Consider the following 26,290-nt stretch of genomic DNA (forward strand, 5'->3'; position numbering starts at 1 on the left):
GCTCGCCGCGCGAGAAGGAATGAGCCATGGCCGTATACATCTACTCCATCACCGGCAAACAGCACCCGCTCCGCCTCGACGGTCTCAACGGCGTCGGTGAACCCCCGGCGGGCTTGCGGACAGTGACGGCCGGACCGCTCTGTGCGGTCGTCAGCGACGCACCGGAGGATCTGCGCGCCAAGCGCCGCGACATCATGGCGCACCAGGAGGTCCAGGAGCGCCTCATGGCGGACGGCACGGTGCTCCCCATGCGGTTCGGCCTCTTGGCCGAGAACGACGAGGCCGTCCTGGCGGCCCTGGAGCAGAATGCCGCGGACTACACGGACCGGCTTCAGGCACTGGAGGGGTGCACCGAGTACCACCTCAAGGCGTCGCAGGACGAGGACGCGCTGCTGCGGCAGATCCTGCGGGAGTCGGACGTGGCACGAGAGCTCAATGAGGAGATCCGCGGCGGCAAGGCAGCCCCCGACGCGTCGCTGCGACTGGGTGAGCTGGTCACCCAGGAGGTACAGGCACGGCAGGAGGCGCTGGCGGCGGGTGTGGTCGAAGCACTGCGCCCCTTCGCCCGGACGCTCGAATCGTCCCAGCCGACGGGTTCGGACTTCCTCAACGTGTCGTTCCTGGTGACCGAGGACCGGGAAGAGGCATTCCTCACCACGGAGTTGAGCGTCGCCCATCAGATGGGCGACGACTTCGACTTCCGCCTCAACGGCCCGCTGCCCCCTTACAGCTTCGTCTGAAGGAGTTCTCATGGGCCTGTTCACCCAGCTCGTCACCCTCCCCCTGGCCCCCGTGCGCGGCGTCGTATGGGTCGTGGAGCGGGTCCGGGAGGAAGCCGAGAACCAGTACTACGACCCCGCACCGGTGCACCGCGAACTCGCCGAGCTCGAACGTCTCCTCGTCGCGGGGGACATCGACGAGGAGACGTTCGACCGGCGCGAGGACGAACTGCTCGACCGGCTGGAGGAGATCCGCGCCTATCGGCAGGGCTGACACTCCTGATCCGGCACGAGGGAATTCGAGGCCGCAACCGTGACTGAACCCCTGGCCAACAGGCTTGGTTCCTACCCGTCCCGAGCGGCGCCGCCCTACGGGCAGGGCTCCTCCGCCAATCTCGCCGACATCCTTGAACGGGTACTCGACAAGGGCATCGTCATCGCGGGCGACATCCAGATCAACCTTCTCGACATCGAGCTGTTGACCATAAAACTGCGTCTCCTGGTCGCCTCCGTCGACAAGGCGAAGGAAATGGGCATCGACTGGTGGGAGCACGACCCCGCGCTCTCCTCCCGGGCCGGAGGCGAACGGTCACTGGCCGAGGAGAACCGCCGGTTGCGGGCCGAGATCGATGCTCTCCGCGAGGGCAACGCCCTCCCCATGGAGGAGGAAGCGCCCAGGGGCACGGGCGGCCGTCGACGGGGAAGTGCTCGCGATGAGTGACCTGCTGACGTACGCGTATGCGGTGGTACGCAACACCGAGGGACTGCAGGAGGCGGCCGCGCCGCTCCGGGGCGTCGCCGGCACCCCGGTCGGTCTCGTCACCGGTGCCGGCGACGATCAGCCGGCGCTGGTGGTGAGCCGTGTGCCCGCACAGGACTTCCAGGAGCACGCTCTCAAGCAGCATCTGGAGGACCTGGAATGGCTGGAGGCGGTGGCCCGCGCCCATCACGCCGTCATCGAGGCCCTGGCCGGGCGCACCACCGTCCTCCCCTTCCGTCTGGCGACCGTCTACCTCGACGACCAGCGGGCCCGGGAGGCACTGGAAGCCGGGCGGACCGTGTTCGCCGAGCGCCTGGCCCGGCTCTCCGAACATGTCGAATGGGGGGTCAAGATCTACGTCGAGCCGTCCGCGGTCCCCGCGGCCCCGGCCGTTCCCGCGGGGGACCTGACTCCTGGGCGCGCCTATCTGCGGAACCGGCGGCAGCAGCGGAGTGTCCGCGACACCGTTTACCAGGCGGCGCAGAAAGCCGCCGAGCGGGTGGAGACCGCGGGCCGCAAACACGCCTCCGACCGGGTCCGGCACCGCGTACAACAGGGTCCTCTCGCCGACGCGGCCGACGGCGCCGGTACCGCGGGCGAGAACGTCGTCAATGACGCCTACCTCGTGCCCCTGAAACGTTGCGACGACTTCCTGGCCGACGTGACGCGCGCCGCCGACGGACTGGACGGGGTACGGGTCGAGGCCACCGGTCCCTGGGCTCCGTACTCCTTCGCCATGCCCCCCGGTGAGTCCGACGCTGCGGCGGAGGGAGCACCCCCGTGATCACGCCCGGCCCGCCCCCCGAAACGGAGCGTCTGCCCCAGCGGCAGGTCGCTCTCATCGATCTGCTGGACCGGCTGCTGACCGGCGGCGTCGTCCTCACCGGTGACGTCGTGCTGTCCATCGCCGACATCGACCTGGTACGCGTCTCACTGCGTGCCCTGATCGTTTCCATCAGCGAGCAGAACCCCTCGCCATGGACGAACACCGGCCCGCTGCAGGGCGGCGACCATGACGGCTGAGGGTGAGAGCCGGCCGCCGCGCCGCGCCGAAGAAGTCGCGGAGGCCGCCGCGCGCGCCTTCCGGCTGCTGCCCGCCGCCCCACGCGACCTGGACCCGCCGGCCGGAAAGGGCCCACGTTCCCCGGCCCGGCGGATCAGCTCCGACCGCGACACCGTCGAACGGGACCTTCTCAGGCTCGTCCTCACCCTCGTGGAACTGCTGCGACAGCTCATGGAACGACAGGCCCTGCACCGCGTCGACCAAGGGGACCTCACCGACGACCAGGAAGAACGCCTGGGCGCGACCCTCATGCTCCTCCACGACCGCATGAGCGACCTGTGCGCGCAGTACGGACTGACCATGGAGGACCTCAACCTCGACCTCGGACCGCTGGGCACGCTGCTTCCGCCCTCCGACTGAACCCCGGTGGCCGTCGAGGGCCGGAAACGGGACAGCGCCCGAGCCGACCGAGGCCGGATCGGGCGCTGTACAGCGGGCCAGGGGGTAGCCCGTGGGGCGACTACCAGTAGTGGCGTCGACCGGCGACGGCGTGTCCCATCCCGCCGACGATCCACAGGATGGCTCCGATCACCGCCAGGATGATCCCGATGGTCCACAGGATGGATATCCCGGTGACGAAGCCGACGACGAGCAGAATGATGCCCAGGATGATCATGGTTTCTCCAAGGGGGGGGTGATGCCGGCGCCCCGGCGAACGGTGAGAGACCGTAAGGGGGCTGGACACGGAGGCGGGTGGTCTCCTCCTTACTCCGCGCGGTGCGGTTTGTGGCCGGCGACGTGCAGGCGGACCTCGGTGGCCAGGTGAGAGGAGCCGGTGGACCGGCGGGCGGTTCGGAGCGGGCCTTCGCACAGGGCGTCGAGGACGGTGCCGGGTGCCGCCTGAGAGGTGAGAGTGAGCCCCACGCGGGTGTGGGGGTGGGCAGGACGGCCGGTGATGCGTACGGCCGTGTGCTTGACGCCCGGCAGGGCACCGGCTTCGGCGGCGATCGCGTCGCTGAGCGCGCGGTCGCGCAGTTCGACGCCTTCCTGCGGGGGTGTCCCGCCGACGGGCAGTGTTCCGGGGCGGGGTCGGCGCAGCTGGGCGAGCAGCCACCACAGGGCGAGCAGGGCGACGAGGGCGAGGGCGGCGATCACCGCGGGCCACCACCACCAGCCCTGGCTGCTCCAGCGGGCCCGGTCGGCGGAGCCGAGCAGGACGTCGTCCGGTGCGGTCAGGGGCCAGCCGACGGGCGGCACCAGATGGTGCAGCCGGTAGATGTCGAGCCCGGCGAAGAGGATCAGCAGACCGCCGCCGAGCAGTACCAGTCCGGCGAGGGCCAGCAGACTGCGATTGACTACAGGTTGCGGCGTCATGGTGCGGACTCCGGTGCTGCTGGTTTTCCGTCAGTCGGTGCGTCGCCGTACCCGTACGACGATGCGGGGAGGGCGGGCGAGAGCGAGTTGGTCGCACTCGTCGCCGAGGACGGCGGTGAGGTCGTCCTTCACCTGTCGGGGCTCGCGGAAACGGATGTCCGCGCGGGCTTTGACGCGGTGGCGGCGCACCCGGACGCGAGCCTTTCGGACCCCGGGTACCCGCATGGCGGCGTCGCGTATCAGATCGGCGGCACCGTCCCGGTCCAGGGCGGCCCGCAGCCCAGGTGCGGGGGAGCGCAGCGGCAGCCAGTGGCGCAGGCCGGGCGTGAGGGCCAGCACGATCAACCAGACGCCGACGGCGGCCGCCACAGCGGCTCCCGTGAGCATCCACACGTCGTCCACCGGGCGGGTGGCCAGTTCGTCGGCCAGGTGCCGGCGCCAGGCTGCCGCAGGGCGTCCCGCCCGTACGGCGACGACGTCGACCAGCGCCGCGCCCGCCGCCACGAGGACCAGCGCGGCGACCAGCGCGGCCGGAAGACGGCGCGCGGACCACGGCCGGTGGCTTCGGTGCCCTTTGCCGGGCTCACCGGTCGCCAGGGCCGGTGGAGAGGCGTCCTGTTCGGGCGGACCGGGCTGTGGCGGCTCCCTCGGCCCCACCGGCTCCTTCGCAAGCGGCACCGTGGCGGGGCGCGCGGATGGCGCGGAGTTGCTGGTGGGAGGGTCCGGGTCGGGTGTCATTCCGGTCCTCCTTCGTGCGTGGCGTGACCGGCGGCGCCGGCCGCGGGGCGGCTCACCGGACCCGTCCCCGGTTCGTGCCGCCGGCGGTCACCAGCCGTTGGACGGTGAGCGTGATCTCTCCCACCGTCAGGCCGGTCAGTTGAGCCACCCGTTCGGCGACGTCCTGCCGTATCCGCTCGCAGACCTGCGGGAGGTCGGCGGGGTAGGGCAGGTCCATGGTCAGGTGCAGGCGCACCGATCCGGTACGGGTGACCGCGGAGGCGGTGGGTGCAGCCGGTCCGTCCCGGTCGGGCGGTATGGCGGCGCGCCGGGACTGGGCCGTGCGGGCGGCCTGGACGGCGATACGGGCGACCACCCTGTCCGGTATGACGGTGGCGCCCCGCTCGGCCGGGGGCGGCAGGCCCGCGGCCCGCGCCGGTCGGCCGGACCTCTCGCCGATGGGCGGGGCACCGGGCCGGGTGTTCACCGCTGCCTCCGCGCATGGAGGTCGAGATCGCCCTGCACGGCGAGGCCGACGATCAGCCCCGCCGTCCCCAGGACGAGAACGAGCAAAAATGCCCAGAAGCCGCCGAAGTAACCGGCGAAGCCCAGGGCCATGCCGGCCGCGAGGCCCGTCGTCGCTGCGTTCATCATGCCCTCACCCGTCTCGCGAGCGTCCCGGTCGCCGTGATCACCCGCTCATGCCCGAGGACGCGGCGGTGGTCACGGCGGTGGTCACCGCACCCGGCCCTCCTCCGGTTCGGTCTGCCCCTCCTCTTCGTCGTCGGGGAGGTCGACGTCGTCGACCACGACGTTCACCTCGACGACCTCCAGCCCCGTCATCCGTTCCACGGCGCTGATCACGTTGGTGCGTACGCCGCCGGCGACGTCGACGATGGAGACGCCGTAGTCGACGACGACATCCAGGTCCACCGCGGCCTGCCGCTCGCCGACCTCGACCTTCACCCCCCGCGTGACACCTCCGCCTCCGCCTCCGCCGGGGACGCGTTCCCGCATGGCGCCGAAGGCACGAGCCATCCCCGCTCCCAGGCTGTGGATGCCCGGTACCTCACGGGCGGCCATGCCCGCGATCTTGGCCACCACGCCGTCCGCGATGGTGGTCTTCCCCCGTGTCTCGACCGGAGTCCCGGCCCCGGTGCGGCCCTTCAGCGCGCTCACGCCCGCATCGGCCCGGCCGCCCCCGCCGACGCTGGTGATGTTGTCCGTCATGGCGGTCGCCTCGATCGGTCAGTGGGAGACACCTACGTGGTGCCGTCGAATGGTTGGACACAGGTGGCGGCGCACTTCTCACACGCACCACATGTGAGGTGCATCACATTGCCGTGTGCGGGTACCTGATCGTCCCGAGCCCTGTGCGGGAGTTGTCATGATCGAACGCGCCGCTTCGCCACGGCTGGAATGCGACCTGCCGGACGGACTCCTGGCCGTACGGGCGGCCGAGGGAGACGAGGACTCCTTCGCCGTTCTCGTCCGACGGCACAGCCTGTCCCTCCTGACCCTGGCCCGTTGCATGCTCGGCAACCCCCAGGACGCCGAGGACGCCGTGCAGGACGCCTTCGTCAGCGCCTGGCGGCGACTGCCGGAATACCGCCACAGCGCGGAGTTCCGTACCTGGATGTACCGGATCACCGTCAACCGTTGCCTGACCATGCGCCGGCACCGGCTGCCGCCCCTCTCGCTGGACACCGTCGTCGAACCCGTGACGGGCGACGCGTGGAGCCAGCCCGACCGGACCGCCGAGCGGGACGCGGCCACCGCCGCCCTGACCCGCGCGCTCGCCGAGCTGGACGCCGAGCAGCGGATCTGCTGGATCCTGAGGGAGGTGCAGGGCCTGCCCTACAAGGAGATAGCCCACATGACGCGGACCAGCGAGCCGACGGTGCGCGGCAGGCTGTTCCGGGCGCGCCGGTCCCTGCAGGAGGCGATGGACCCATGGCGCTAGACGACCCGCACCGGCAGCCTTCCGCACCGCCCGGAGCCGACGGGCCCCGCACCGGATCGGCCGCCGTCGACGTGCCGCCGTTCCCGGGCGACGAGGCGCTGCCCTGCGGCCGCCTCCTCAGCCGGGTCCGGGAACAGGTCCAGGACGGGGCGCCGCCCGCGGACCCGCACATCAGATCCCGTGTCTGGGCCCGCAGATCATCCGCCTCGGTGGTCTGGGCACCGTCCTCGAGTACCTCCGCCAGCCGGGTGCAGTTCCGCGGCGTTGTCTCGCTTCAGCATTCAGACGCTCACTCGACATTCGCAAATACGCGCCAATGCTGGCCAGCGCGGGCTACGGGCATCCGGCGGAAGGTCATTTCGCCAGCGCCTGGCGCACGGTGGGATGGCAGGGGATGAGGGCGTCGATACCGACGATCTGCATCATCCGCAGCACCGTCGGCCGAGTACCGGCCACGCGCAGCCACCCCTCGGCGTCCACGGCCGCGCGGTGGGCGACGATGAGCGTGTTGATGCCGCTGGAGTCCATGAACGTCAGGTCGGTGAGATCGGCGACGGTCCGCGGGGAAGTGCCGTCGGCCGGTGGGCTCAGGGCCTCTGCCGCGTAGGCGCGGGTGTTCTGGTCCAGTTCGCCGTGCAGGGCGACGATCCGGACACCGCTGACAGTGGATTGGCTTATCGTCAGCTGTTCGGGCCTGTCCGGTTCTGCGTCTGTCACCGTGTCCTCGACTGCGTTCGCTGGTAGGGCTCCTGCGCCGGACGGAGGCCCGGATGTGATGGAGAGGGATGCTCGAACGGTCGGCCGGTTCGAGTGGGAAGAACAGCAGCCGCGCCGCGCCGGACAGTCGCCGGCGGACAACGGGAACGAAGGTGACAAAGAGTGGAGCCTGCCGACAACGACGTCGAAGGGAAGCCGGGTACCCGTCTCATCACCACCGCCGTCTCGTTGGGCGGCGGCGACGCCTGTATAGCCGAAGCCCGGCACCACGCGGCGGAGTTCCTCGACCAGGCCAGGGCCGACCATGGCGTGGCCGTCTCCGAGCGGGCCGTCGATCTCACGCGGCTGGTGGTCAGCGAACTGGTCACCAACGCCCGCAAACACGCTCCCGGGCCGCTGCGCATGGAGCTGAGCATCGCGGACGACGCGGTGGAAGTAGCCGTTCGGGACAGTGCCAGGGTGGAGCCCGCGGCCCGCCCGGCCGATCCGGCAAGGGTGGGCCGGCACGGACTGGAGATCGTCATGGCCGTCGTGCAGGTGTTCCAGGTCCGGCTCGAACCAACGGGCAAGCGTGTCATCGCCCGTATCGCTCTGACCGACGGTCCGCTGGGCCCCCGGTGAGATCCGCGGGCTCATCCGGGCAGGAGGCCGACGCGGAGTTTGGACAGGATGCGGCTCAGCAGCCGGGAGACGTGCATCTGGGAGACGTGCAGTTCGCGGCCGATCTCGGCCTGTGTCATCTCCTTGCCGAAGCGCATCTCGATGATGGCCCGTTCGCGGTCGTCGAGCTGCTGGAGCAGGGGTCCGAGCGCGTGCAGGTCCTCGAACAGCTCCAGTGCCGGGTCGATGTCGCCCATCAGGTCCGCGTAGGTCGGCGTGCTGTCGGATTCGTCGTCGCTGCCCGCGGTGTCGATGGAGCCGGCGGCGTAACCGTTGGCGGCGACGAGGCCCTCGATGATCTCGTCGTCGGTCAGGTCCAGATGGGCGGCGAGTTCCTTCACCGTGGGGGTGCGGCCCAGCTCGGCCGCGAGCGTGTCCTTGCTCTGGGCGAGGCTGACGCGTAGTTCCTGAAGGCGGCGGGGGACGTGGACGGCCCAGGTCGTGTCGCGGAAGAAGCGTTTGATCTCGCCGACGATGTAGGGGATCGCGAACGACGTGAACTCGACCTCGCGGGAGAGGTCGAAGCGGTCGACGGCCTTGATCAGGCCGATCGTGCCGACCTGGATGACGTCCTCCAGGTCGCCGCTGCCCCGGTTGCGGAACCGGCGGGCCGCGAACCTCACCAGGGTCAGGTTCATCTCGATCAGGGTGTTACGGGCGTACTGGTACTCGCGGGTGCCTTCCTCCAGGGTCTGGAGGCGATCGAGGAAGAGCCGGGACAGCTCGCGTGCGTCCTTGGGGGTTACCTTGCCCCCGTCCTCGATCCAGGGCAGGTCATCCGTGACGGCAGGTGTCTCCGTGATGATGGCGGTGGTCTCGCGGGCATGCACGGAGAGGGTCACTGTGTCGCCTTCGGTGGAGAACGGGGTGAGCTTCTCCTGCCCCCGCCGGCCGGATGCATGTCCCGTCAACGCGTGGCAAGTCGGATCGCAGCCCGCCCGGGCCCTTGGGGCGGGAGCTCGGCGGTGACGCCGCTTCGATGGAGAGCATGCGTGGAGGGGACGTGTTCCTCCCGGTCCGTGCTCAGGCTGTGCATAGGATGACCCCGATGCGCCCCGCCGAACAGCCCACCCCGCCCCCGCCGCACCGGCGGTGGCGAGCCCTGCTCGTGCTGGGCCTGCTGGCCGGACTGCTCGGCATGCACGCGCTGGCACCCGGCGGCGCCATGGGGCACGGCGGGCAGAGCGGTCATGAGCGGGTCTCGCACATGACGGTGCTGGTCACCGCGTACGACGGCTGCTCCGGCGACGACGGCCACTGCGGCGGCGACCACGCGCACCACGCCGACGCGACCTGCGCCTCGGGCGCGGTGAGCGGCGGACCGGCGCTGCCCGCGCTCGTTCCGGACCCGGTACCGGTCCCCGCGGCCGCCCACCCGGCCGGCTCCCGCCCGGCCACGGCACCGGACGGCGCCCGCGCGCCCCCCGACCTGGCCGAACTCCAGCTCCTGCGGATCTAGCGGCACCAGAGCCGGCCGTGCGCGTACCGCGCCGCGGTCGTGCTCCCGCGTGCCCCCCTCCCACTCACCGCAGGAGATCCAGCATGACCACCACACGTACCCGTGCCGTCCTCGTCGCGCTGACCGCGACCGCCGCCCTCGCCCTCACCGCGTGCGGCAGCGGCGACGACACCGCCCACAGCGGCGCACCCGCCGGCGCGTCCGCGTCGGCCACCACCGCCGGCGCGCACAACGCGCAGGACGTGGCCTTCGCGCAGCGCATGATCCCCCACCACCGGCAGGCCCTCCAGATGGCGGAACTCGCCGCCGGCCGGGCCTCCTCCGCCCGGGTCCAGGACCTCGCCGCCCGGATCGAGAAGGCCCAGGACCCGGAGATCACGACCATGTCCGGCTGGCTGAAGACCTGGGGCGAGGACGTGCCCATGGCGGGCATGGACCATGGCGGGCACGCCGGCATGACCGGGATGACCGGGATGATGGACGACACGGACATGACCGAACTGAAGAACGCCACCGGGAAGGACTTCGACACGAAGTTCCTGACCATGATGGTCGAACACCACCAGGGCGCCGTCGAGATGGCCAGCACCGAGCGGTCCAAGGGCGCCTACGCCCCGGCCGTCCGCCTGGCCGGCGACATCGTCGCCGCCCAGAACGCCGAGATCAAGGAGATGAACCAGCTCCTCGGCAAGGGCTGACCTGGGCCGGGGGGGGGGGGGGGGGGGGGGGGGGGGGGGCCCCCCCCCCACCCCCCCCCCCCCCCCCCCCCCCCCCCCCCTCCCCCCCCCCCCGGCCCCTCGCTCAGACCGCCAGCACCTTCTCCAACACCGTCAGCGCCGACCGCAGTTCCTCCGCCGTGACGGTCAGCGGCGGGGCCAGCCGGATCGTCGAGCCGTGCGTGTCCTTGACCAGGATGCCCTCGCGCATCAGACGCTCGCTGATCTCACGCCCGGTGCCGATCGCCGGGTCCACGTCGACGCCCGCCCACAGCCCGCGCGAGCGGAAGCCGACCACACCCTTGCCGACCAGCTCAGCCAGACCGTCCCGCAGGACCACGCCCAGCTCGGCCGCCCGGCGCTGGAACTCGCCGCCCTCCAGCAGCTCGACCACGGCGGTGCCGACCGCGGCGGCGAGCGGGTTGCCGCCGAACGTCGAGCCGTGCTCACCCGGCCGCAGCACACCCAGCACCTCGCGCCGGGCCACCACCGCCGAAACCGGCACGATCCCGCCGCCCAGCGCCTTGCCGAGCAGCACGACGTCCGGCACGACGTCCTCGTGGTCGACGGCGAGGGTACGGCCGGTGCGGCCGAGGCCGGACTGGATCTCGTCGGCCACGAAGAGGCAGCCCGCCCGCCGGGTCAGTTCGCGGACCCCGGTCAGATAGCCGTCGTCGGGGATCACGACCCCGGCCTCGCCCTGGATCGGCTCGATCAGCACGGCCGCCGTCGTCTCGTCGACCGCCGCCTCCAGGGCCGCCAGGTCGTTGTACGGCACGATCCGGAAGCCCGGCGTGAACGGGCCGAAGCCCGCGCGGGCGGTCTCGTCCGTGGAGAAGCTGACGATCGTGGTCGTACGGCCGTGGAAGTTGTCCGCCGCGACGACGATCGTGGCCCGGTCGGCCGGGACGCCCTTCACGTCGTAGGCCCATTTGCGGGCCACCTTGATCCCGCTCTCCACCGCCTCGGCGCCGGTGTTCATCGGCAGCACCATGTCCAGGCCGGTCAGCGCGGCCAGGCGTTCGGCGAACTCCGCGAGCCGGTCGTTGTGGAAGGCACGGGAGGTGAGGGTCAGCCGGTCCAGCTGGCGGTGGGCGGCCTCGACCAGGGCCGGGTGGCGGTGGCCGAAGTTGAGGGCCGAGTAGCCGGCCAGCATGTCGAGGTAGCGGCGGCCCTCGACGTCCTCCACCCAGGCGCCCTCGGCACGGGCGACGACCACGGGCAGCGGATGGTAGTTGTGGGCGAGGACCGGCTCCTCGGCCTCGATCAGCTCGGCGGAGGTACGGGTGTGTGCGGGTGCGGTCATCGGTGACTCTCCTCGTACCTCAGCGGATTTCCTGGGTGCAGCACTTGATGCCGCCGCCGGCCTTGTGGAACTCCGACAGGTCGACGGGGACCGGTTCGTAGCCCTGGTCGGCGAGCCGGGCGGCGAGCGCCTCGGCCTGCGGCGCGATGAAGACGCGGCGGCCGTCGGAGACGGAGTTCAGCCCCCAGGCCATGGCGTCGTCCCGGGTGGCGAGCACCGCGTCCGGGTACAGGCGGCGCAGCACCTCGCGGCTGCCGCTGGAGAAGGCCTCGGGGTAGTAGACGATGTTGTGGTCGTCCAGGACGAACAGCGCCGTGTCCAGGTGGTAGAAGTACGGGTCCACCAGGGTCAGGCTGATCACCGGGTGGCCGAAGAACTCCTGTGCCTCCCGGTGCGCCTCCCGGGTCGTGCGGAAACCGGTGCCGGCGAGCAGGTACCGGCCCGTCCAGACCAGGTCGCCCTCGCCCTCGGCCACCGAGCCCGGGCGGTACACGTCATAGCCGGCGGTCTTGAACCAGAGGTCGTAGTGGGAGGACTCGGGGCGCCGCTCGGGCGCGTGGAACAGGGAACCGAAGACCCGGCCGCCGACGACGACCGCCGAGTTCGCGGCGAAGACCATGTCGGGCAGGCCGGGGACCGGCTCCAGACGGTCGACGCTGTGGCCATGGGCACGGTAGGCGCTGATGAGCGCGGTCCACTGCTCATGGGCCAGGTCGACGTCGATCCTGGTGTCGGGATTCATCCAGGGATTGATCGCGTACTGCACGGCGAAGTGTCTGGGTTCGCAGACGAGGAAGCGCCGGACGCGCGGCACACGGCTTTCGGACACAGAGGTGTTCCTCCGCTTTCCTGCGGTGTCGACGAGGGTTGACACCAAGGTAGAAAGCGTCGGATACGGGCGACAAGCAATGAGCGTTGCGTGTCTGCGCAGGATTACTGCGTCTCTGATCAGGCAAACGCAGCATTGGTGCGTTTACTCGGGGGCCGCGTGGGTCGCACCCGCTTCGGGGCTCTCCGGGAGCAGATGGGACAGCACCATCACACTGATCGTCTTCCGGATGAAGGGCTCCACCCGGATCCGCTCCAGCACCTCCTCGAAGTGGTCCACGTCCCGGGCGCGGACATGCAGCAGGGCGTCCGCGCCGCCGGTCACCGTCATGGCGGCGGTGATCTCCGGATGGTTGCGGACCACCTCCGCGAGCCGCCTGGGCGGCGCCGCGCCCTCGCAGTACACCTCGACGTACGCCTCGGTACGCCAGCCGAGGGCCGACGGCTTCACGGTGGCCGTGAACCCGGTGATCACTCCGGTCTCGCGCAACCGGTCGACCCGCCGCTTCACGGCTGTCGCGGAGAGCCCGACGGCCGCGCCGATCTCGGCGAAACTGGTCCGCGCGTTCGCCATCAGAGCGGTGGTGATCTTCCGGTCGAGATCGTCGAAGGGGGCGGTGCCGCTGTTCATGTCCGCACTGTATCCACGGGGAAGGACACTTCAGGTACGCCACTTCACGCGGTCCGTCCGGCGCGAACGTCCACGTCCGGTACATGTCCAGCGCCCCGGTCCGCCGCCTACACTCCGTTCATGCTGCGCGCCCTCGCCGTCGACGACGAACGCCCCTCGCTGGAGGAACTCCTCTATCTGCTGAACGCCGATCCGCGCATCGGCAGCGTCGAGGGCGCCGGGGACGCCACCGAGGCACTGCGCCGCATCACCCGCGCCCTGGAGTCCGGACCCCACGGCCCCGAGGCCATCGACGTCGTCTTCCTGGACGTCCAGATGCCCGGCCTGGACGGCCTGGAGATGGCCCGGCTGCTCACCGGCTTCGCCCGGCCCCCACTGGTCGTGTTCGTCACCGCACACGAGGACTTCGCCGTCAGGGCCTTCGATCTCAAGGCGGTCGACTACATCCTCAAACCGGTACGGAAGGAGCGCCTGGCGGAGGCGGTACGACGGGTCGCCGAACGGCGCGGCGCCGCACCCCACATACCCGTGCACGAACCCGACCCGGACCACCTGCCGGTCGAACTCGGCGGTGTCACACGGTTCGTGGCCGTGGACGACATCACCCATGTGGAGGCCCAGGGCGACTACGCCCGCCTGCACACCGAGCGCGGCAGCCACCTCGTGCGCATCCCGCTCTCCACCCTGGAGGACCGCTGGCGCTCCCGCGGCTTCGTCCGCATCCACCGCCGCCACCTGGTCGCGCTGCGCCACATCGGCGAACTCCGCCTGGACGCGGGCACGGTGAGCGTCCTGGTCGGCGGCGAGGAACTCCAGGTCAGCCGGCGCCACGCCCGCGAGCTGCGGGACCTGCTGATGCGGAGGGTCTGAGGGTGCCCACCGATCCCGCCGAACGCCGGGTCACCGTCACCGGCCCGCCCCGCCGCAGCCGCCGTACCTCCGGCTACTACCGGCCGCGCACCGAGATCGACGAACAGACCACCCTCGGCCACACCTACGTCCGCTCCCTGATGCGCTCCCAACTCCGCGTCGCCGTGGTCGTGTTCGCGGTCCTCGTGCTGCTCGTCGGCCCGCTTCCGCTGGTGTTCGCGGCCGCCCCGCAGGCCCGCCGCCTGGAGTGGCTGGTGCTCGGCTTCTGCCTTTACGCCCCGCTGATCCTGCTGGCCCGCTGGTACGTGCGCCGCGCCGAACGCAACGAGGAGGACTTCGTCCGCCTCGTCGAGGATCATGAACTCCCTTCGTGACGAGGTCCGATGAACTCCGGTTACGCCGTCCCGGCCGTCGCCCTCGTCGTCGTCACGACCGTCCTCGTCGGCGCCTTCGGCCTGCGCATCTCCCGCACCACGTCCGACTTCTACGTCGCCTCGCGCACCGTCGGCCCGCGGCTCAACGCGGCCGCGATCAGCGGTGAGTACCTCTCCGCGGCCTCCTTCCTGGGCATCGCCGGACTGGTCCTGGTGCAGGGCCCGGACATGCTCTGGTACCCGGTCGGCTACACCGCCGGCTATCTGGTCCTCCTCCTGTTCGTCGCCGCCCCGTTGCGCCGCTCGGGCGCCTACACCCTCCCCGACTTCGCCGAGGCGCGGCTCGCCTCACAGGCGGTACGGCGGCTGGCCGGGGCGTTCGTCGTCGGTGTCGGCTGGCTCTATCTGCTGCCCCAACTCCAGGGAGCCGGGCTGACGTTGGCGGTGCTCACCGGAGCCCCGGACGCACTGGGCGGGCTGATCGTGGCCGTGGTCGTGGTGGCCACCGTCGCCGCCGGCGGCATGCGCAGCATCACCTTCGTGCAGGCCTTCCAGTACTGGCTGAAACTCACCGCCCTGCTCGTCCCCGCCCTCTTCCTGGTCCTCGCCTGGCAGGGCGCCGGCGCCCCCACCCACGTCTTCGACGAACCGGCCGCCTTCCGCGAACAGCGCACCGTCGCCGTCCAGGACACCCTCGACCTCAAGCTTGACCGCCCCCTCACCGTCACCGTCACCGGCACCGTCGACGGCCGCCCGCACCAGGACACCAGGGTCACCCTCCCCGAGGGCACCCACCGGATCACCGCCGGCACCCGTCTGACCTTCGCCAAGGGCACCCGGGTGCCCGCCACCGACCGGGGCACCAACGGCGGTATGTCCACCTCGCTCGCCGAGAGCCGCGAGGAACGCCCGCTGTACGCCACGTACGGGCTGATCCTCGCCACCTTCCTCGGCACCATGGGCCTGCCGCACGTCGTCGTCCGCTTCTACACCAGCCCGCACGGTGTCGCCGCCCGCCGCACCACGGTCGCCGTGCTCGCCCTGATCGGCCTCTTCTACCTGCTGCCGCCCGTCTACGGTGCCCTCGGCCGGCTCTACACCCCCGAACTCACCCTCACCGGCAACGCGGACGCGGCCGTCCTGCTGCTGCCCGACCGGGTCATCGGCGGCCCCGGCGGCGATCTCCTCGGCGCCCTGGTGGCGGGCGGCGCCTTCGCCGCGTTCCTGTCCACCGCCTCGGGACTGACCATGGCGGTCGCCGGAGTCCTCACCCAGGACGTCCTCCCGTCGCGTGGGGTACGGCACTTCAGACTCGGGACCGTGCTGGCCATGGCCGTACCGCTCGCCGCCAGCGTGCTCGTCGGCGGGCTGCCGGCCGCGGACGCCGTGGGGCTCGCCTTCGCGGTGTCCGCCTCCTCCTTCTGTCCGTTGCTGGTCCTCGGCATCTGGTGGCGGCGGCTGACCCCGCCCGGCGCGGCCGCCGGGATGCTGGTCGGGGGCGGCTCGGCGTTCTGCGCGGTGGCCGCGACGATGGCCGACTTCCCGGGCACCGGGAACCTGCACGCCCTGCTCGCCTGGCCCGCCCTGTGGTCGGTGCCGCTGGGCTTCCTCACCATGATCCTGGTGTCCCTGGCGACGCCGGGCCGGGTGCCGCCGGGCACGGCCGCGATCCTGGCCCGCTTCCACCTCCCCGAGGAACTGCGCGCGGAGGTGAAGGCGTGACCGGATTCCTGGCAGGCCTCCTGGTGGCCGTACTCCCGCTGCTGGCCGCCGGTTTCTGGCTGGGCCGCCGCACCGCACGCCCGGAGAGCCTCGGCGGTCTCGGCACCCCCGTCGAGCACGCCACCTTCGAGACCCTGCACACCGCGTCCCTCGCCGCGCCCCCGCTGCGCGCGGGCCTGACCGAGGAGACCGCCCGCCGCTCGGCCCGCCGGCTGCGCACCCTGCTCGGCACCGACGCCCTCTGCCTCACCGACCACGACAACCTGCTGGTCTGGGACGGCGTCGGCGACCACCACCGCACCGAGATCATGGAACGCCTCGCCGGACCACTGGAGTCCGGCCGCGGCGAGGCCTTCCGCCTGCACTGCGAGGCCCCCGACTGCCCGGTCCGCTGGGCCGTCGTCGCCCCGCTCACCGTCGACGACCGCGTCCACGGCACCCTGGTCGCCTGCGCGCCGCGCGAGTCCGCCGTCCTGGTCCGCGCGGCCGGCGAGGTCGCCCGCTGGGTGAGCGTCCAGCTGGAGCTGGCCGACCTGGACCGCTCCCGCACCCGGCTCATCGAGGCCGAGATCCGCGCCCTGCGCGCCCAGATCTCCCCGCACTTCATCTTCAACTCGCTCGCGGTGATCGCCTCGTTCGTGCGCACCGACCCCGAGCGCGCCCGCGAACTGCTCCTGGAGTTCGCCGACTTCACCCGCTACTCGTTCCGCAGGCACGGCGACTTCACCACCCTCGCCGACGAACTCCACGCCATCGACCACTACCTGGCGCTCGTCCGGGCCCGCTTCGGCGACCGCCTCACGGTCACCCTCCAGATCGCCCCCGAGGTGCTGCCGGTCACCCTCCCCTTCCTCTGCCTCCAGCCCCTGGTCGAGAACGCCGTCAAACACGGCCTGGAGGGCAAGACCGGCACCTGTCACATCCAGATCACCGCCCAGGACGAGGGCGCCGAGGCCCTGGTCGTCATCGAGGACGACGGCACCGGCATGGACCCCGGGCTGCTGCGCCGCATCCTCGCCGGCGAGACCAGTCCCTCCGGCGGCATCGGCCTGTCCAACGTCGACGACCGGCTCCGCCAGGTCTACGGCGACGACCACGGCCTCGTCATCGAGACCGCCCCCGGCGCGGGCATGAAGATCACCGCCCGGCTGCCCAAGTACCAGCCCGGGGTGCACTAGGCGCTCCGCTGGAAGCGCCGTGATGCGCCGTCGTTCGTCCGCGGCGCCGTTGTGGCCGGTCGCGCCCACGCGGCGGCAGCCGCGCATTCAACACGGCCCCGCGCCCCTTCGGGGCGCTGTGTCAGTTGCTCTGGGTCACCACCATCGCGAGGGTCAGCAGCCCCAGCACCACCCACCCGAACCAGAGCCAGCCGTTGCTGCCGAGCGCCACCGTGTAGGCCGTCACCACCACGAGTCCACCGACGGTGAGGACCCCCATCGCCTTGGTGGAACCGTTCGTAGAACCGGGCATCGCGACACCCTCCTCATGGTCCGACTCCCCCCATGGTGCCCCCGTTCTGCCTCCGCACGGTGCAGACGACGAAATGCGCCCCTGTCTTCCACATCCCCTCACTGGTCCAGGAGGCCGCCTGATACCCGGAAGGATCGAATCCGTACTGCCGGGGCGGCACGTCCCGGGCACAGGCCGCGTCCGACTCCGTCCGCGCCCGTGCCAGGGTCACGCCGGCGCCGAGCCGGGTGAACCCGAGCACCTCCTGGTCGTGCGCCTCCGAGCACGGCACCAGCAGCGCGTCCCGAGCCGACGGCACCCGAAGACAGTCCCGCTTCTGCATGGTGGCGGTGTCCGCGAACGCGGTGCCCGCCTTGCGATGCCCGTCCAGCGGCCCGTACACCGGCCCGTGCGCCCCCAGCACCAGACACGCGACCCGCCCCCCGGCCGCCTCCAGGCCCTTCCCGGTCGGTACGACGGCCAGGGACCGCACATCCGCGAGTTTCCCGCGCAGCCCCGCGGTCCGCTCCTCGCACCCGGCCGGCCCCTGCTCGCGCGCCTCGGCGCCGGACGTCACGGGCACGAAGGCCACCACCTGACCGTCCGGCGCCCGGTCCGCGCAGGTCGGATCGAGGCTGAGCCTGGGGGTCCCCGTGAAGCGCACCCCGCCGGGCCAGTCGGCGAGGACACAGTCGCCGTCCTTGAGCGGGCGCGAAAGACCCACCGCGCTGCCGTACGGCAGGCCGGCCGTGTCATCGGGCTGGTGCGCGGTCGCCCACCAGGCCCCGCCCAGGGCGAGCACCAGGCCCAGGGCGACGGCTAGGGCGGCCCGCACAACGCGGGGGAGCGGCCGCCGACGGTGACCGGGCGGCCGGGCCGGGCCCACGCCCGCACCGTCGCCTTCGCCCCAGGGCGGCACCGAACCCGGCTCGGTGCGGGCCCGTGCGTACGCCTCCGCCTGCTCCGTCACGACCAGCGACAGCGCCGCCTCCGCCGCCACCGCCGGGATCCGCCGGGCCGGGTCCTTGGCGAGCATCGCGAGCACCACGGGGGCCAGCGCACCGGCCCGCACCGGCGGATCGGGTTCCTCCATCACCACGGCCGTGATCTCCGCGAGCTGCGAATACCGCTCGAACGGCCCGCGCCCCTCCACCGCGTGGTACAGCGTGCACCCCAGTGAGAACAGATCGGCGGCCGGCGTCGGAGGCCCGCCCGTGGCCCGCTCGGGCGCCAGATACCCGGCCGTCCCGACCAGCCCCGACGCCAGCGTGTACCGGGTCTCCCCGGTGTCCGGCTGCACCGAGATGCCGTAGTCCGTCAGCAGCACCCGGGCGTGCGGCGCCCCGGTGCGGTCGGGCGCGAGCAGGATGTTCGCCGGTTTCACGTCCCGGTGGAGCACCCCCCGCTCATGGCCGGCGGTCAGCGCGTCGAGGACGGCGAGACCGACCCGGGCACACTCGGCGGGCGGCAGCGGCCCGTCCCGCTCCACCAGGTCCCGCAGGTCGACCGCGCCCGGCACGTACTCCATGACGATCCACGGCAGACCGTCGTGCTCCAGCACGTCGTGCACGGTCACCACATGCGGATGCCCGCGCAGCCCGGCCGCGTGCCGCGCCTCCGCCCGGGCCCGCGCGACCCGCGCCGTACGCTCCGGCTCGTCCTCCGTCTCGCGCAGGACCAGCTCCTTGAGAGCGACCTCGCACTCCAGTCTCCGGTCGTGAGCGAGCCAGACATGACCCATACCGCCGCTGCCCAGCCGGTTCAGCAGCACGTACCGGCCGGCGACGACCCGGCCCACTCCCGACGTCGGTGATCCATGAGGCATCCGGTCACTCCGGGGTTCGGCGTTACATCGTCGTGCTCGTCGGCTTCACCGGCCGTCGACGCCGGGCCGCTGCTCGCCGGCTCGCTCGTCACGGGCACGGGGGACGGGGCCGAGCCGCTGACGGCCGGGGACGAGCCGGGCGGGTCCGGCTGGGCGCCGTCGGTCGAGTGCGTGACGTAGGGCGGGGCCGCGCCGGAAGGCGTACCGGGGGCCGAGGAGGGTGACGAGGGCGGGGCGGACGTCGGCTGCCTGGACGACGGCTCCTGGGACGGCGGCTCGTGGGACGGCGGCGGTACGACCGAGGAGGACGCCCCGGACGGCGACGGCGCGGACGGTGGCGAGATCGGCGCAGATCCCGACCCGGCGGAGGAAGCCGCCCCGCTGCCGCTGCCGCTGCCGCTGCTGTCGCTACCGCCGACGCTGCCGTCGGCGACGTGCAGCGTCACATACTCGCCGAACCGCAGCTCCGTCCCCGCCACCGGATCCGACGCCAGCACCCGGGCGTCGTCGGGCGGCAGCCCCGCACCGTCATAGGCGACCGCCAGCCCGGCGTCCGACAGCCGCCGGCTCGCCTCCCCGAAGGACGTTCCGGCGACCTCGGGCACCGCATGCCGCTCGCCGGTGCGGAAGACGGCGTCCTGCGCGCCCGTCGTCCCGACCGGCCGCTCGATACCGCGCCCCGGGTCGGCGACATCGACGAGGGCGAGTTTCTCCAGCGGGCGCGAAGCGGGTCGTACGGCGGTCACCTGGGCGCGGTCGTAGCCGCGCCATTTCCTGTTGCCGTGGTCGAACTCGACCTTTATCCGGCCGGTGTCTCCTGCGAAGGGCCGCAGCGGATTTCCGCACGAGCACTTCACGGTGGGCTGTCCCCGCCGGTCGACGAGCACGGCGATTCCGGATTGGAGGAGAGAGTCGAAAGGCACGGCGGTGCCGCTCTTGTAATCGTGGTTCTCCACGAGGGTGTCGTGACGCAGGAGTACGGGAGTGAGCCGGTCGAGATAATCCGGAATCTGTTCGGTACCGATTCCGAGGACACCGGCCCACGCCTGTGCCTTGCGGTGATTCGCGGGGTCGGTGAGGAATTCCTTCAGTTTCTCGACGTCGCAGAGCGTCGGCTGCCGGGTGCCGCCGTACAGGCCGGGCGAGTCCCCTTGTTGCAGACTGCCGTGCACCGGCAGCGAACGGACCCGGGCGTCATGGCCGAGACCCTGGTTCTCGGCGAAGAAGGGATGCAGCGCCGGCACCCCGGCGGCGACCGCCTTGACGACGGACAGGGGCGAACTCCGCCCGCATCCACCGAGCAGCAATACCGGAACAAGAACACCGAGCACGCAGGCCCTGTGCAGAAAAGCGCGAAGTGTCATCACCGCTCCCCCCGGCGGTTTCCCCATCGCGCTTTATGCTACTGAATGGAGAGCATTTCAGCCCTCGCGTGCGTTCAGTGAGGCCAAATAGGCGTTGTAGGCCTCAAGTTCCTTGTCGCCGTCGCGGTCCGCGGCCCGGTCCGAGCGCCGGGCCATCCGCTGCTCGGAGCTGTACCACTGGAACAGCAGGGCGATCAGCACCAGCACGGACGGGACTTCACTGAACGCCCAGGCGATACCGCCGGCCGCGTTCTGGTCGGAGAGCGCGTCGATGCCGAGCGAGGCGGGCGGATTCTTGAACGTCTCGACCATCGGCTCCGACGCCATCATCAACGCGATACCGAAGAACGCGTGGAACGGCATGCCCGCGAACAGCTCCAGCATCCGCATCAGATACCCCGGCCGGTGCGGCCCCGGGTCGATGCCGATGATCGGCCAGAAGAAGACCACACCGACGGCCAGGAAGTGCACCATCATCGCGATGTGCCCGGTCTTCGACCCCATCAGGAAGTCGAACAGCGGGGTGAAGTAGAGCGCGTAGAGGCTCGCGATGAAAAGCGGGATCGTGAAGGCGGGATGGGTGATGATCCGCATGTACCGGCTGTGCAGCAGGGCCAGCAACAGCTCACGCGGCCCCTTTCGCCCCTTCCCGGCGACGGGCAGCGCGCGCAGCGCCAAGGTCACCGGGGCGCCCAGCAGGATGAAGATCGGCGACAGCATGCTGATGATCATGTGCTGCACCATGTGCACGCTGAACATGACCATCCCGTAGTCGTTCAGCCTGGTGCACATCACGAGCATGATGGTCAGGACACCGGCGACGAACGACACCGTACGTCCGACGGACCACGCGTCCCCGCGCCGCCGCAGCCGCACCACACCCCACCCGTACAGCGCGAGCCCCGCGACACAGGCCACGAGAAAGAAGGGATCCGCCGACCACTCCAGCCCCCGCCCCAGCGTGAACGGCGGCAAGTCCATGGTCATGCCGTGCCCGCTGTGATCCATCCGGCGGCTCCTGATTCGTGGGGGGTTGTACGTTTACAGCCGACCCCAGACTAGAACCGCCGCCGAGCGCACTTGCGACCGGGGGCGCGTGTCCCTGCCCGAAGGGGCGCGGGGCTGTGTCAATATGCGGCTCCGCCGCGTGGGCGCGATCAGCCCCCCACACCCGCAGACCAACACACAACCAACCTTTAAAGGACGGTCTCCGCCTCGTCGTACCGCTCCGCGGGAACCGTCTTCAACGTCTCCACCGCCTCGGCGAGCGGCACCATCACGATGTCCGTGCCCCGCAGCGCGGTCATGTGACCGAACTCCCCCCGGTGCACGGCCTCCACCGCATGCCACCCGAACCGGGTGGCCAGCACCCGGTCGTACGCCGTCGGCGTGCCGCCCCGCTGCACATGCCCGAGGATGACCGGCCGTGCCTCCTTGCCGAGCCGCTGCTCCAGCTCGATGGAGAGCTGCCGGGCGATCCCGGCGAACCGCTCGTGGCCGTAGATGTCCTTGCCGCCCTCGTCGAAGGCCATCGTGCCCGCCTGCGGCTTGGCCCCCTCCGCCGCGACGACGATCGCGAACCGCTTGCCCGCCTCGAACCGCTCGCCGACCCGGCGGGCCAACTCCTCGATGTCGAAGGGGCGCTCCGGCACGACGATGGCGTGGGCGCCGGCCGCCATGCCGGAGTGCAGGGCGATCCAGCCGGTGTGCCGGCCCATGACCTCGACGACGAGCACCCGCTGGTGGGACTCGGCGGTGGTCTTCAGCCGGTCGAGGGCCTCGGTGGCCACACCCACGGCCGTGTCGAAGCCGAAGGTGACGTCGGTGACAGCGATGTCGTTGTCGATCGTCTTCGGCACGCCGACGATCGGCAGGCCGGCGTCGGACATCAGCCGGGCCGCCTTCAGCGTGCCCTCACCGCCGATCGGGATGATCGCGTCGAGGCCGAGCTCGGCGACATGGCCCCTGGCCCGCTCCACGCCGTCCCGCAGGTGCGAGGGCTGGACTCGGGAGGAGCCGAGGATCGTGCCGCCGCGGGCCAGGATGCCGGCCACGGCGTCGAGGTCGAGCTTGAGATAGTCGCATTCCAGGAGGCCCTTCCAGCCGTCCCGGAAGCCGATGACCTCGTCGCCGTGGTCGGCGACGGCACGGTGCACGACGGACCGGATGACGGCGTTCAGGCCGGGGCAGTCGCCGCCGGACGTGAGGACACCAATGCGCATAGCCCGAAACAACCTTCTCCACGTGGGCCGAAGGCCGGACCACGCTGTCCGGCTGTCATCGCCGTCACCCTACCGGCGGGAGGGGGTCTCGCCGTACCGGGCGTCCGCCTGCTGGACGTGCCCGCACATGTGAGCGGACACCCTGTCAGGCGGGCCCGGAATCGACCGCTCCGGTACGGTCAGGCGGGCTGCTGGGCGGAGGCGATCCGCTCGGTGCGCAGGGCCTCGTACCAGCGGTCGTCGATCGGCGGCAGCGCGTTCACGTCGAGCGCCAGCTTCAGCAGCAGGTCGGCGATGAGCGGGTTGCGGGCGAGCACCGGCCCGTGCATGTACGTGCCGAAGACGGTGTCGTTGTACGCGCCTTCCGTGCCGTCCCCGGTGCCGTTGCCCCGGCCCAGCTGGACGCGGGCGAGGGGGCGGGCGGTGGGGCCGAGCTGGGTGATGCCCTGGTGGTTCTCGAACCCGGTGAGCTGGGGCAGTCCGAGGCGCGGGTCGATGTCGGCGAGGACGTCACCGACGCACCGCTCGCCGGTGCCGCGCACGGTCGTCACGTCGAGCAGGCCGAGGCCCGGCTCGCGCTGGCCCAGGTCGTTGATGAACTCGTGCCCGAGGATCTGGTAGCCGGCGCACACCGAGAACACGATCGCGCCGTTCTCCACGGCCCGGTACAGGTGCCCGTCGCGGCGCAGCCGCTCGGCGGCGAGCCGCTGCGGACGGTCCTCACCGCCGCCGATCAGGTAGATGTCGCCGGAGGTCGGGATCGGCTGGTCGCTGCGCACGTCCAGCCGGGCCACGTCGAGACCGCGCTGCCGCGCCCGGCGCTCCACGACGAGCGCGTTGCCCTGGTCGCCGTAGGTGCTGAGCAGGTCCGGGTAGATCCACACCAGCCGCAGTTGGTTGTCGCTCATCAATGATCGTCCTTCGTGGTCAGTCAGTTGCCGACGCGGCGGCGCAGGTCCTGGAACGCGGTGTAGTTCGCGATGACCTCGATCCGGCCGGGCGGGGCCATCTGCACGGCCTGGTCGAGGGAGTCGCAGACCTGGAAGTGCTGGCCCGCGACCTCCAGCCGCACCGCGAGGTCGAGCTTGCGGTCGCCGAGCACGAAGATCGGGTGGCCGGTGAGGCGGGTGTAGTCCACGTCCCACAGCCAGGAGGTGTCGGTGCCGTCCGCGCCGCGCGCGTTCACGGAGAGGATCACCGGGGTCGGCGGCGGGTCGATCAGCGAGAACGTCTCCAGCCAGCCGGCCGGGTTCTTCGCGAGGAGCAGCCGCAGGTCGCGTCCCTGGAACTGCACGACGTCGTACCGTCCCGCGACGGCCTGCACCTGGTACATGCGTTCCAGGGCGACCTGCGGCGGCACCCCGAAGACGGCGGCGACGGCGGCCGAGGAGGCCGCGTTGGCCTTGTTGGCGCGTCCCGGCAGCTGGAGGTGGATCGGCCAGGCGGACCCGTGCGGGTCGAGGACGTGGTCCCCGGACAGCACCCAGCTCGGGGTCGGCCGCCGGAACCCGCACTCACCGCAGAACCAGTCGTCGCCCGGGCGCTGCATCACACCGCCGCAGGACGGGCAGGACCAGGCGTCGTCCTTCCACATCTGCCCGGCGGCGACCCAGATCACATTGGGGGAGGAGGACGCGGCCCACACCACCAGCGGGTCGTCGCAGTTCGCCACGATGACGGCCTTGGAGCCGGCCAGGCCCTCCCGCCAGTTCTCGGCGAGCATCCGGGTCTCGGCGGCCCGGTCCAGCTGGTCGCGGGAGAGGTTGAGCAGCGCGATGCACTTCGGGTCGGTGTCCCGGGCCACGCCGGCGAGGTACTTCTCGTCGACCTCGATCACACCGAACTTGGCGTCGGAGCCGCCGGCCAGCGCCGAGGTGATGCCGGCGGGCATGTTGGCGCCGAGCGCGTTGGAGACGACCGGCCCCGCGGCCTTGAGCGCCTCGGCGATCAGCCGGGTGGTCGTCGTCTTGCCGTTCGTCGCCGAGACGAGCGTGACGTCCAGGTTCTGGGCGAGCCGGGCGAGAAGGTCGGGGTCGAGTTTCAGTGCGACCCGGCCGCCGATCACGGATCCGCTGCCGCGTCCCGCGGCACGGGACGCCGCCGCGACCGCCTTGCCCGCGGTCACGGCGATCTTGGCCCGCGGCGTGAGCGGGTCCGAGTTGCCTGCCATCAGTTCTCGATCCTCCTTGACTACGCGCCGCGCTTCAGCCATCCGGCAACGTGGTGTGCACCTCAGCCTATCGAGATCCATTCGCACGCCCGAATTCCGGCCCTCGCCTGCGCGGCGGGCAGGGGCCGATTCGAACCGTACCCTTGCGGCCATGCGACAAGGTTCCATTCCGGGCGCCCATGGGCGGGTCCGGCCCCTCACCCTGCTCGGCGACCCCGTCCTGCACGCCCGCTGCGCGGAGGTCACCGACTTCGGCCCCGAACTCGCCCGTCTGGTGGAGGACTTGTTCGCGACGATGTACGCGTCGGAGGGCGTGGGTCTGGCGGCGAACCAGGTGGGGGAGCCGCTGCGGGTGTTCGTCTTCGACTGCCCCGACGACGAGGACGTCCGTCACCTGGGCCATGTGGTGAACCCCCGCCTGGTGGAGACGGACGGCGTGACGCTCCGCGGCCCGGAGGGCTGCCTGTCCCTGCCGGGCCTGGAGGCGGGGACGGAGCGCTACGACCACGCGGTGGTGGAGGGGTTCACGGTGAGCGGGGACCCGATCACGATTCATGGCACGGGCTTCTTCGCCCGCTGCCTCCAGCATGAGACCGACCATCTGGAGGGCCGCGTGTACGCCGACCACGTCACGGGCTGGCGCAAGCGCAAGCTGATGCGACAGGTGGCGAAGTCCTCTTGGCGCCGGTGAGGAGACGTACCCAGGGGCGCGGGGCTGTATCGATATGCGGCTACCGCCGCGTGGGCGCGATCAGCCCCCACCGGCGGTCAGCCGAAACTCGACCCTCAGAATCCGGGCCCCCCGACCTTGTCCCCGGCGGCCGCCAGCCGCCCCCACAACAGATCGGCCAAACTCTTCACCAACTCTGCACGAGAACAGGGCCGTTCCCCCAGCCACCAGTCCCCGGCCGCGTGCATCATCCCGACGATCCCGTGCCCCCACACCCGGGCCAGCTGTTGACTCCCGGGCCCCAGATCCAGCCGGTCCTCGATGACCTGCGCCAGCTCCTCACCCATCCGCCGCAACAGCGGAGCCGAGTGTTTTCCCACGTCGAACCCCTGGTCGGACCCGGTGCTGCCCTCCGCGGGATGCATCAGGAACCGGTACACCTGGGGCCGCGCCTCGATCGCCGCGAGGTATGTGTCCAAGGTCGCCTCGACCCGCTCACGGCGCTCCGCGGGAGCGTCCAGCGCATCCCGGAGCGAGTTCAGAAGCGCGTCCGTGTGCCGCTTGGCAAGGGCCGCGTACAGGCCGCCCTTGTCGCCGAAGTGGCGGTAGAGGATCGGTTTGGTGATGCCGGCCTCCGCCGCGATGGCGTTCATGGAAGCCTGTGGGCCGTCGCGCAGCACCACCCGGTCGGCGGCCTCCAGCAGCTCGCGCCGTCGGCGGTCGGCGGACCGCTGCTGTTCGGTCCGCTGTGTGGTGTCCATGTGCTCTCCC

General features: G+C 71.5%; 34 protein-coding genes. 15 read left to right on the forward strand and 19 right to left on the reverse strand.

Going from position 1 to position 26,290, the window contains the following annotated elements; translation table 11 throughout:
• The first annotated feature begins 26 nt into the window (after positions 1–26).
• Genes ACZ5K7_RS21750 through ACZ5K7_RS21775 form a run of 6 tightly spaced genes read left to right on the forward strand, consistent with a single transcriptional unit; the run spans position 27 to position 2,902 of the window.
• Entirely contained in the window at positions 27–740 is a 714-nt protein-coding gene (locus tag ACZ5K7_RS21750) for a GvpL/GvpF family gas vesicle protein (protein WP_468915396.1), read from the forward strand.
• A gap of 10 nt (positions 741–750) precedes the next feature.
• Entirely contained in the window at positions 751–993 is a 243-nt protein-coding gene (locus ACZ5K7_RS21755) for a gas vesicle protein GvpG (protein WP_351698326.1), read from the forward strand.
• A 39-nt stretch (positions 994–1,032) separates the two neighbouring features.
• Positions 1,033–1,440 (forward strand): gas vesicle protein, encoded by a 408-nt coding sequence (locus tag ACZ5K7_RS21760; protein WP_351698328.1) that lies wholly within the window; start codon positions 1,033–1,035, stop codon positions 1,438–1,440.
• Positions 1,433–2,263 (forward strand): GvpL/GvpF family gas vesicle protein, encoded by an 831-nt coding sequence (locus tag ACZ5K7_RS21765; RefSeq protein ID WP_468915399.1) that lies wholly within the window; start codon positions 1,433–1,435, stop codon positions 2,261–2,263. The genes ACZ5K7_RS21760 and ACZ5K7_RS21765 overlap by 8 nt, the downstream gene beginning before the upstream one ends.
• Complete coding sequence (locus tag ACZ5K7_RS21770) at positions 2,260–2,502, forward strand: gas vesicle protein (RefSeq protein WP_468915401.1); 243 nt, start codon at positions 2,260–2,262, stop codon at positions 2,500–2,502. The genes ACZ5K7_RS21765 and ACZ5K7_RS21770 overlap by 4 nt, the downstream gene beginning before the upstream one ends.
• Complete coding sequence (locus ACZ5K7_RS21775) at positions 2,492–2,902, forward strand: gas vesicle protein K (protein WP_351698334.1); 411 nt, start codon at positions 2,492–2,494, stop codon at positions 2,900–2,902. The genes ACZ5K7_RS21770 and ACZ5K7_RS21775 overlap by 11 nt, the downstream gene beginning before the upstream one ends.
• A gap of 100 nt (positions 2,903–3,002) precedes the next feature.
• Here the strand turns inward: ACZ5K7_RS21775 and ACZ5K7_RS21780 are convergent, their stop codons facing one another.
• The 6 genes from ACZ5K7_RS21780 to ACZ5K7_RS21805 all read right to left on the reverse strand — a co-directional run bounded on the left by ACZ5K7_RS21780 (position 3,003) and on the right by ACZ5K7_RS21805 (position 5,803).
• Positions 3,003–3,158 carry a DUF6131 family protein gene (locus ACZ5K7_RS21780; protein WP_266587254.1) on the reverse strand — a complete coding sequence of 52 codons (156 nt, stop codon included), beginning with the start codon at positions 3,156–3,158 and terminating at the stop codon, positions 3,003–3,005.
• A gap of 89 nt (positions 3,159–3,247) precedes the next feature.
• Positions 3,248–3,856, reverse strand: a complete 609-nt coding sequence (locus tag ACZ5K7_RS21785) for an alkaline shock response membrane anchor protein AmaP (protein WP_351698336.1) — start codon at positions 3,854–3,856, stop codon at positions 3,248–3,250.
• Between the two features lie 30 nt (positions 3,857–3,886).
• On the reverse strand, positions 3,887–4,594 hold the full coding sequence (locus ACZ5K7_RS21790) for a DUF6286 domain-containing protein (protein WP_468915403.1): 708 nt from the start codon (positions 4,592–4,594) through the stop codon (positions 3,887–3,889).
• 52 nt (positions 4,595–4,646) lie between these two features.
• Positions 4,647–5,060 (reverse strand): Asp23/Gls24 family envelope stress response protein, encoded by a 414-nt coding sequence (locus ACZ5K7_RS21795; protein WP_468915404.1) that lies wholly within the window; start codon positions 5,058–5,060, stop codon positions 4,647–4,649.
• Positions 5,057–5,227, reverse strand: coding sequence for a hypothetical protein (locus ACZ5K7_RS21800; RefSeq protein ID WP_362562706.1), 171 nt, complete (start codon positions 5,225–5,227; stop codon positions 5,057–5,059). Before ACZ5K7_RS21800 ends, ACZ5K7_RS21795 begins: the two co-directional genes overlap by 4 nt.
• 81 nt (positions 5,228–5,308) lie before the next feature.
• The gene (locus ACZ5K7_RS21805) at positions 5,309–5,803 is read right to left on the reverse strand and encodes an Asp23/Gls24 family envelope stress response protein (protein ID WP_351698342.1); all 495 of its coding nucleotides are present in this window, start codon (positions 5,801–5,803) and stop codon (positions 5,309–5,311) included.
• A 157-nt stretch (positions 5,804–5,960) separates the two neighbouring features.
• Here ACZ5K7_RS21805 and ACZ5K7_RS21810 point away from each other — a divergent pair, with 157 nt between their 5' ends.
• Positions 5,961–6,536, forward strand: a complete 576-nt coding sequence (locus ACZ5K7_RS21810) for an RNA polymerase sigma factor (RefSeq protein WP_468915407.1) — start codon at positions 5,961–5,963, stop codon at positions 6,534–6,536.
• Positions 6,537–6,890: 354 nt separating this feature from the next.
• On the opposite strand, the gene ACZ5K7_RS21815 is transcribed toward ACZ5K7_RS21810, so the two are convergent.
• Complete coding sequence (locus ACZ5K7_RS21815; RefSeq protein ID WP_468915409.1) at positions 6,891–7,253, reverse strand: STAS domain-containing protein; 363 nt, start codon at positions 7,251–7,253, stop codon at positions 6,891–6,893.
• Between the two features lie 162 nt (positions 7,254–7,415).
• Between ACZ5K7_RS21815 and ACZ5K7_RS21820 the strand changes: the two genes are divergently transcribed.
• Entirely contained in the window at positions 7,416–7,874 is a 459-nt protein-coding gene (locus tag ACZ5K7_RS21820; RefSeq protein ID WP_468915411.1) for an ATP-binding protein, read from the forward strand.
• 11 nt (positions 7,875–7,885) lie between these two features.
• Here ACZ5K7_RS21820 and ACZ5K7_RS21825 read toward each other — a convergent pair whose 3' ends face one another.
• A complete protein-coding gene (locus ACZ5K7_RS21825; protein WP_468915685.1) occupies positions 7,886–8,743 on the reverse strand; it encodes a SigB/SigF/SigG family RNA polymerase sigma factor in 858 nt (285 codons plus the stop codon).
• Between the two features lie 218 nt (positions 8,744–8,961).
• On the opposite strand from ACZ5K7_RS21825, the gene ACZ5K7_RS21830 reads away from it, so the two are divergent.
• Both ACZ5K7_RS21830 and ACZ5K7_RS21835 read left to right on the forward strand, forming a co-directional pair.
• Positions 8,962–9,372, forward strand: coding sequence for a DUF6153 family protein (locus ACZ5K7_RS21830; protein ID WP_351698350.1), 411 nt, complete (start codon positions 8,962–8,964; stop codon positions 9,370–9,372).
• A gap of 83 nt (positions 9,373–9,455) precedes the next feature.
• A complete protein-coding gene (locus tag ACZ5K7_RS21835) occupies positions 9,456–10,070 on the forward strand; it encodes a DUF305 domain-containing protein (RefSeq protein WP_468915413.1) in 615 nt (204 codons plus the stop codon).
• A gap of 103 nt (positions 10,071–10,173) precedes the next feature.
• Here the strand turns inward: ACZ5K7_RS21835 and rocD are convergent, their stop codons facing one another.
• The 3 genes from rocD to ACZ5K7_RS21850 form a co-directional block, all read right to left on the reverse strand.
• A complete protein-coding gene (gene rocD, locus ACZ5K7_RS21840; RefSeq protein ID WP_468915414.1) occupies positions 10,174–11,394 on the reverse strand; it encodes an ornithine--oxo-acid transaminase in 1,221 nt (406 codons plus the stop codon).
• A 19-nt stretch (positions 11,395–11,413) separates the two neighbouring features.
• Complete coding sequence (gene ddaH / locus ACZ5K7_RS21845) at positions 11,414–12,223, reverse strand: dimethylargininase (protein ID WP_450972350.1); 810 nt, start codon at positions 12,221–12,223, stop codon at positions 11,414–11,416.
• Positions 12,224–12,367: 144 nt separating this feature from the next.
• Positions 12,368–12,853 (reverse strand): Lrp/AsnC family transcriptional regulator, encoded by a 486-nt coding sequence (locus ACZ5K7_RS21850; RefSeq protein WP_351698356.1) that lies wholly within the window; start codon positions 12,851–12,853, stop codon positions 12,368–12,370.
• 120 nt (positions 12,854–12,973) lie between these two features.
• On the opposite strand from ACZ5K7_RS21850, the gene ACZ5K7_RS21855 reads away from it, so the two are divergent.
• From ACZ5K7_RS21855 to ACZ5K7_RS21870, 4 genes are read left to right on the forward strand one after another with little or no spacing between them, the layout of a single operon-like run.
• A complete protein-coding gene (locus ACZ5K7_RS21855) occupies positions 12,974–13,723 on the forward strand; it encodes a LytR/AlgR family response regulator transcription factor (protein ID WP_351698358.1) in 750 nt (249 codons plus the stop codon).
• A gap of 2 nt (positions 13,724–13,725) precedes the next feature.
• Positions 13,726–14,097 carry a hypothetical protein gene (locus ACZ5K7_RS21860; RefSeq protein ID WP_351698360.1) on the forward strand — a complete coding sequence of 124 codons (372 nt, stop codon included), beginning with the start codon at positions 13,726–13,728 and terminating at the stop codon, positions 14,095–14,097.
• A gap of 9 nt (positions 14,098–14,106) precedes the next feature.
• Positions 14,107–15,819 carry a sodium/solute symporter gene (locus ACZ5K7_RS21865; protein WP_468915416.1) on the forward strand — a complete coding sequence of 571 codons (1,713 nt, stop codon included), beginning with the start codon at positions 14,107–14,109 and terminating at the stop codon, positions 15,817–15,819.
• Positions 15,816–16,997, forward strand: coding sequence for a sensor histidine kinase (locus ACZ5K7_RS21870; protein ID WP_384484392.1), 1,182 nt, complete (start codon positions 15,816–15,818; stop codon positions 16,995–16,997). Before ACZ5K7_RS21865 ends, ACZ5K7_RS21870 begins: the two co-directional genes overlap by 4 nt.
• Positions 16,998–17,118: 121 nt before the next feature.
• Here ACZ5K7_RS21870 and ACZ5K7_RS21875 read toward each other — a convergent pair whose 3' ends face one another.
• The 7 genes from ACZ5K7_RS21875 to ACZ5K7_RS21905 all read right to left on the reverse strand — a co-directional run bounded on the left by ACZ5K7_RS21875 (position 17,119) and on the right by ACZ5K7_RS21905 (position 24,849).
• Positions 17,119–17,289, reverse strand: a complete 171-nt coding sequence (locus ACZ5K7_RS21875; RefSeq protein ID WP_351698366.1) for a hypothetical protein — start codon at positions 17,287–17,289, stop codon at positions 17,119–17,121.
• A gap of 13 nt (positions 17,290–17,302) precedes the next feature.
• Positions 17,303–19,093, reverse strand: coding sequence for a serine/threonine-protein kinase (locus ACZ5K7_RS21880; protein WP_468915418.1), 1,791 nt, complete (start codon positions 19,091–19,093; stop codon positions 17,303–17,305).
• On the reverse strand, positions 19,030–20,457 hold the full coding sequence (locus tag ACZ5K7_RS21885; RefSeq protein WP_468915420.1) for a DUF6777 domain-containing protein: 1,428 nt from the start codon (positions 20,455–20,457) through the stop codon (positions 19,030–19,032). Before ACZ5K7_RS21885 ends, ACZ5K7_RS21880 begins: the two co-directional genes overlap by 64 nt.
• A 57-nt stretch (positions 20,458–20,514) precedes the next feature.
• Positions 20,515–21,465: a cytochrome c oxidase assembly protein gene (locus tag ACZ5K7_RS21890; protein WP_351698372.1), complete on the reverse strand. Its 951-nt coding sequence runs from the start codon at positions 21,463–21,465 to the stop codon at positions 20,515–20,517.
• 188 nt (positions 21,466–21,653) lie between these two features.
• Entirely contained in the window at positions 21,654–22,679 is a 1,026-nt protein-coding gene (locus ACZ5K7_RS21895; RefSeq protein WP_468915422.1) for a 6-phosphofructokinase, read from the reverse strand.
• 179 nt (positions 22,680–22,858) lie between these two features.
• Positions 22,859–23,587, reverse strand: a complete 729-nt coding sequence (locus ACZ5K7_RS21900) for a type 1 glutamine amidotransferase (protein ID WP_351698376.1) — start codon at positions 23,585–23,587, stop codon at positions 22,859–22,861.
• A gap of 23 nt (positions 23,588–23,610) precedes the next feature.
• The gene (locus ACZ5K7_RS21905; RefSeq protein WP_351698378.1) at positions 23,611–24,849 is read right to left on the reverse strand and encodes a MurT ligase domain-containing protein; all 1,239 of its coding nucleotides are present in this window, start codon (positions 24,847–24,849) and stop codon (positions 23,611–23,613) included.
• 151 nt (positions 24,850–25,000) lie between these two features.
• On the opposite strand from ACZ5K7_RS21905, the gene def reads away from it, so the two are divergent.
• On the forward strand, positions 25,001–25,540 hold the full coding sequence (gene def, locus ACZ5K7_RS21910) for a peptide deformylase (protein WP_468915424.1): 540 nt from the start codon (positions 25,001–25,003) through the stop codon (positions 25,538–25,540).
• Positions 25,541–25,635: 95 nt separating this feature from the next.
• On the opposite strand, the gene ACZ5K7_RS21915 is transcribed toward def, so the two are convergent.
• Entirely contained in the window at positions 25,636–26,280 is a 645-nt protein-coding gene (locus ACZ5K7_RS21915) for a TetR/AcrR family transcriptional regulator (RefSeq protein WP_351698382.1), read from the reverse strand.
• Positions 26,281–26,290 lie beyond the last annotated feature (10 nt).

Source organism: Streptomyces sp. NPDC031497 (genome assembly GCF_055580905.1).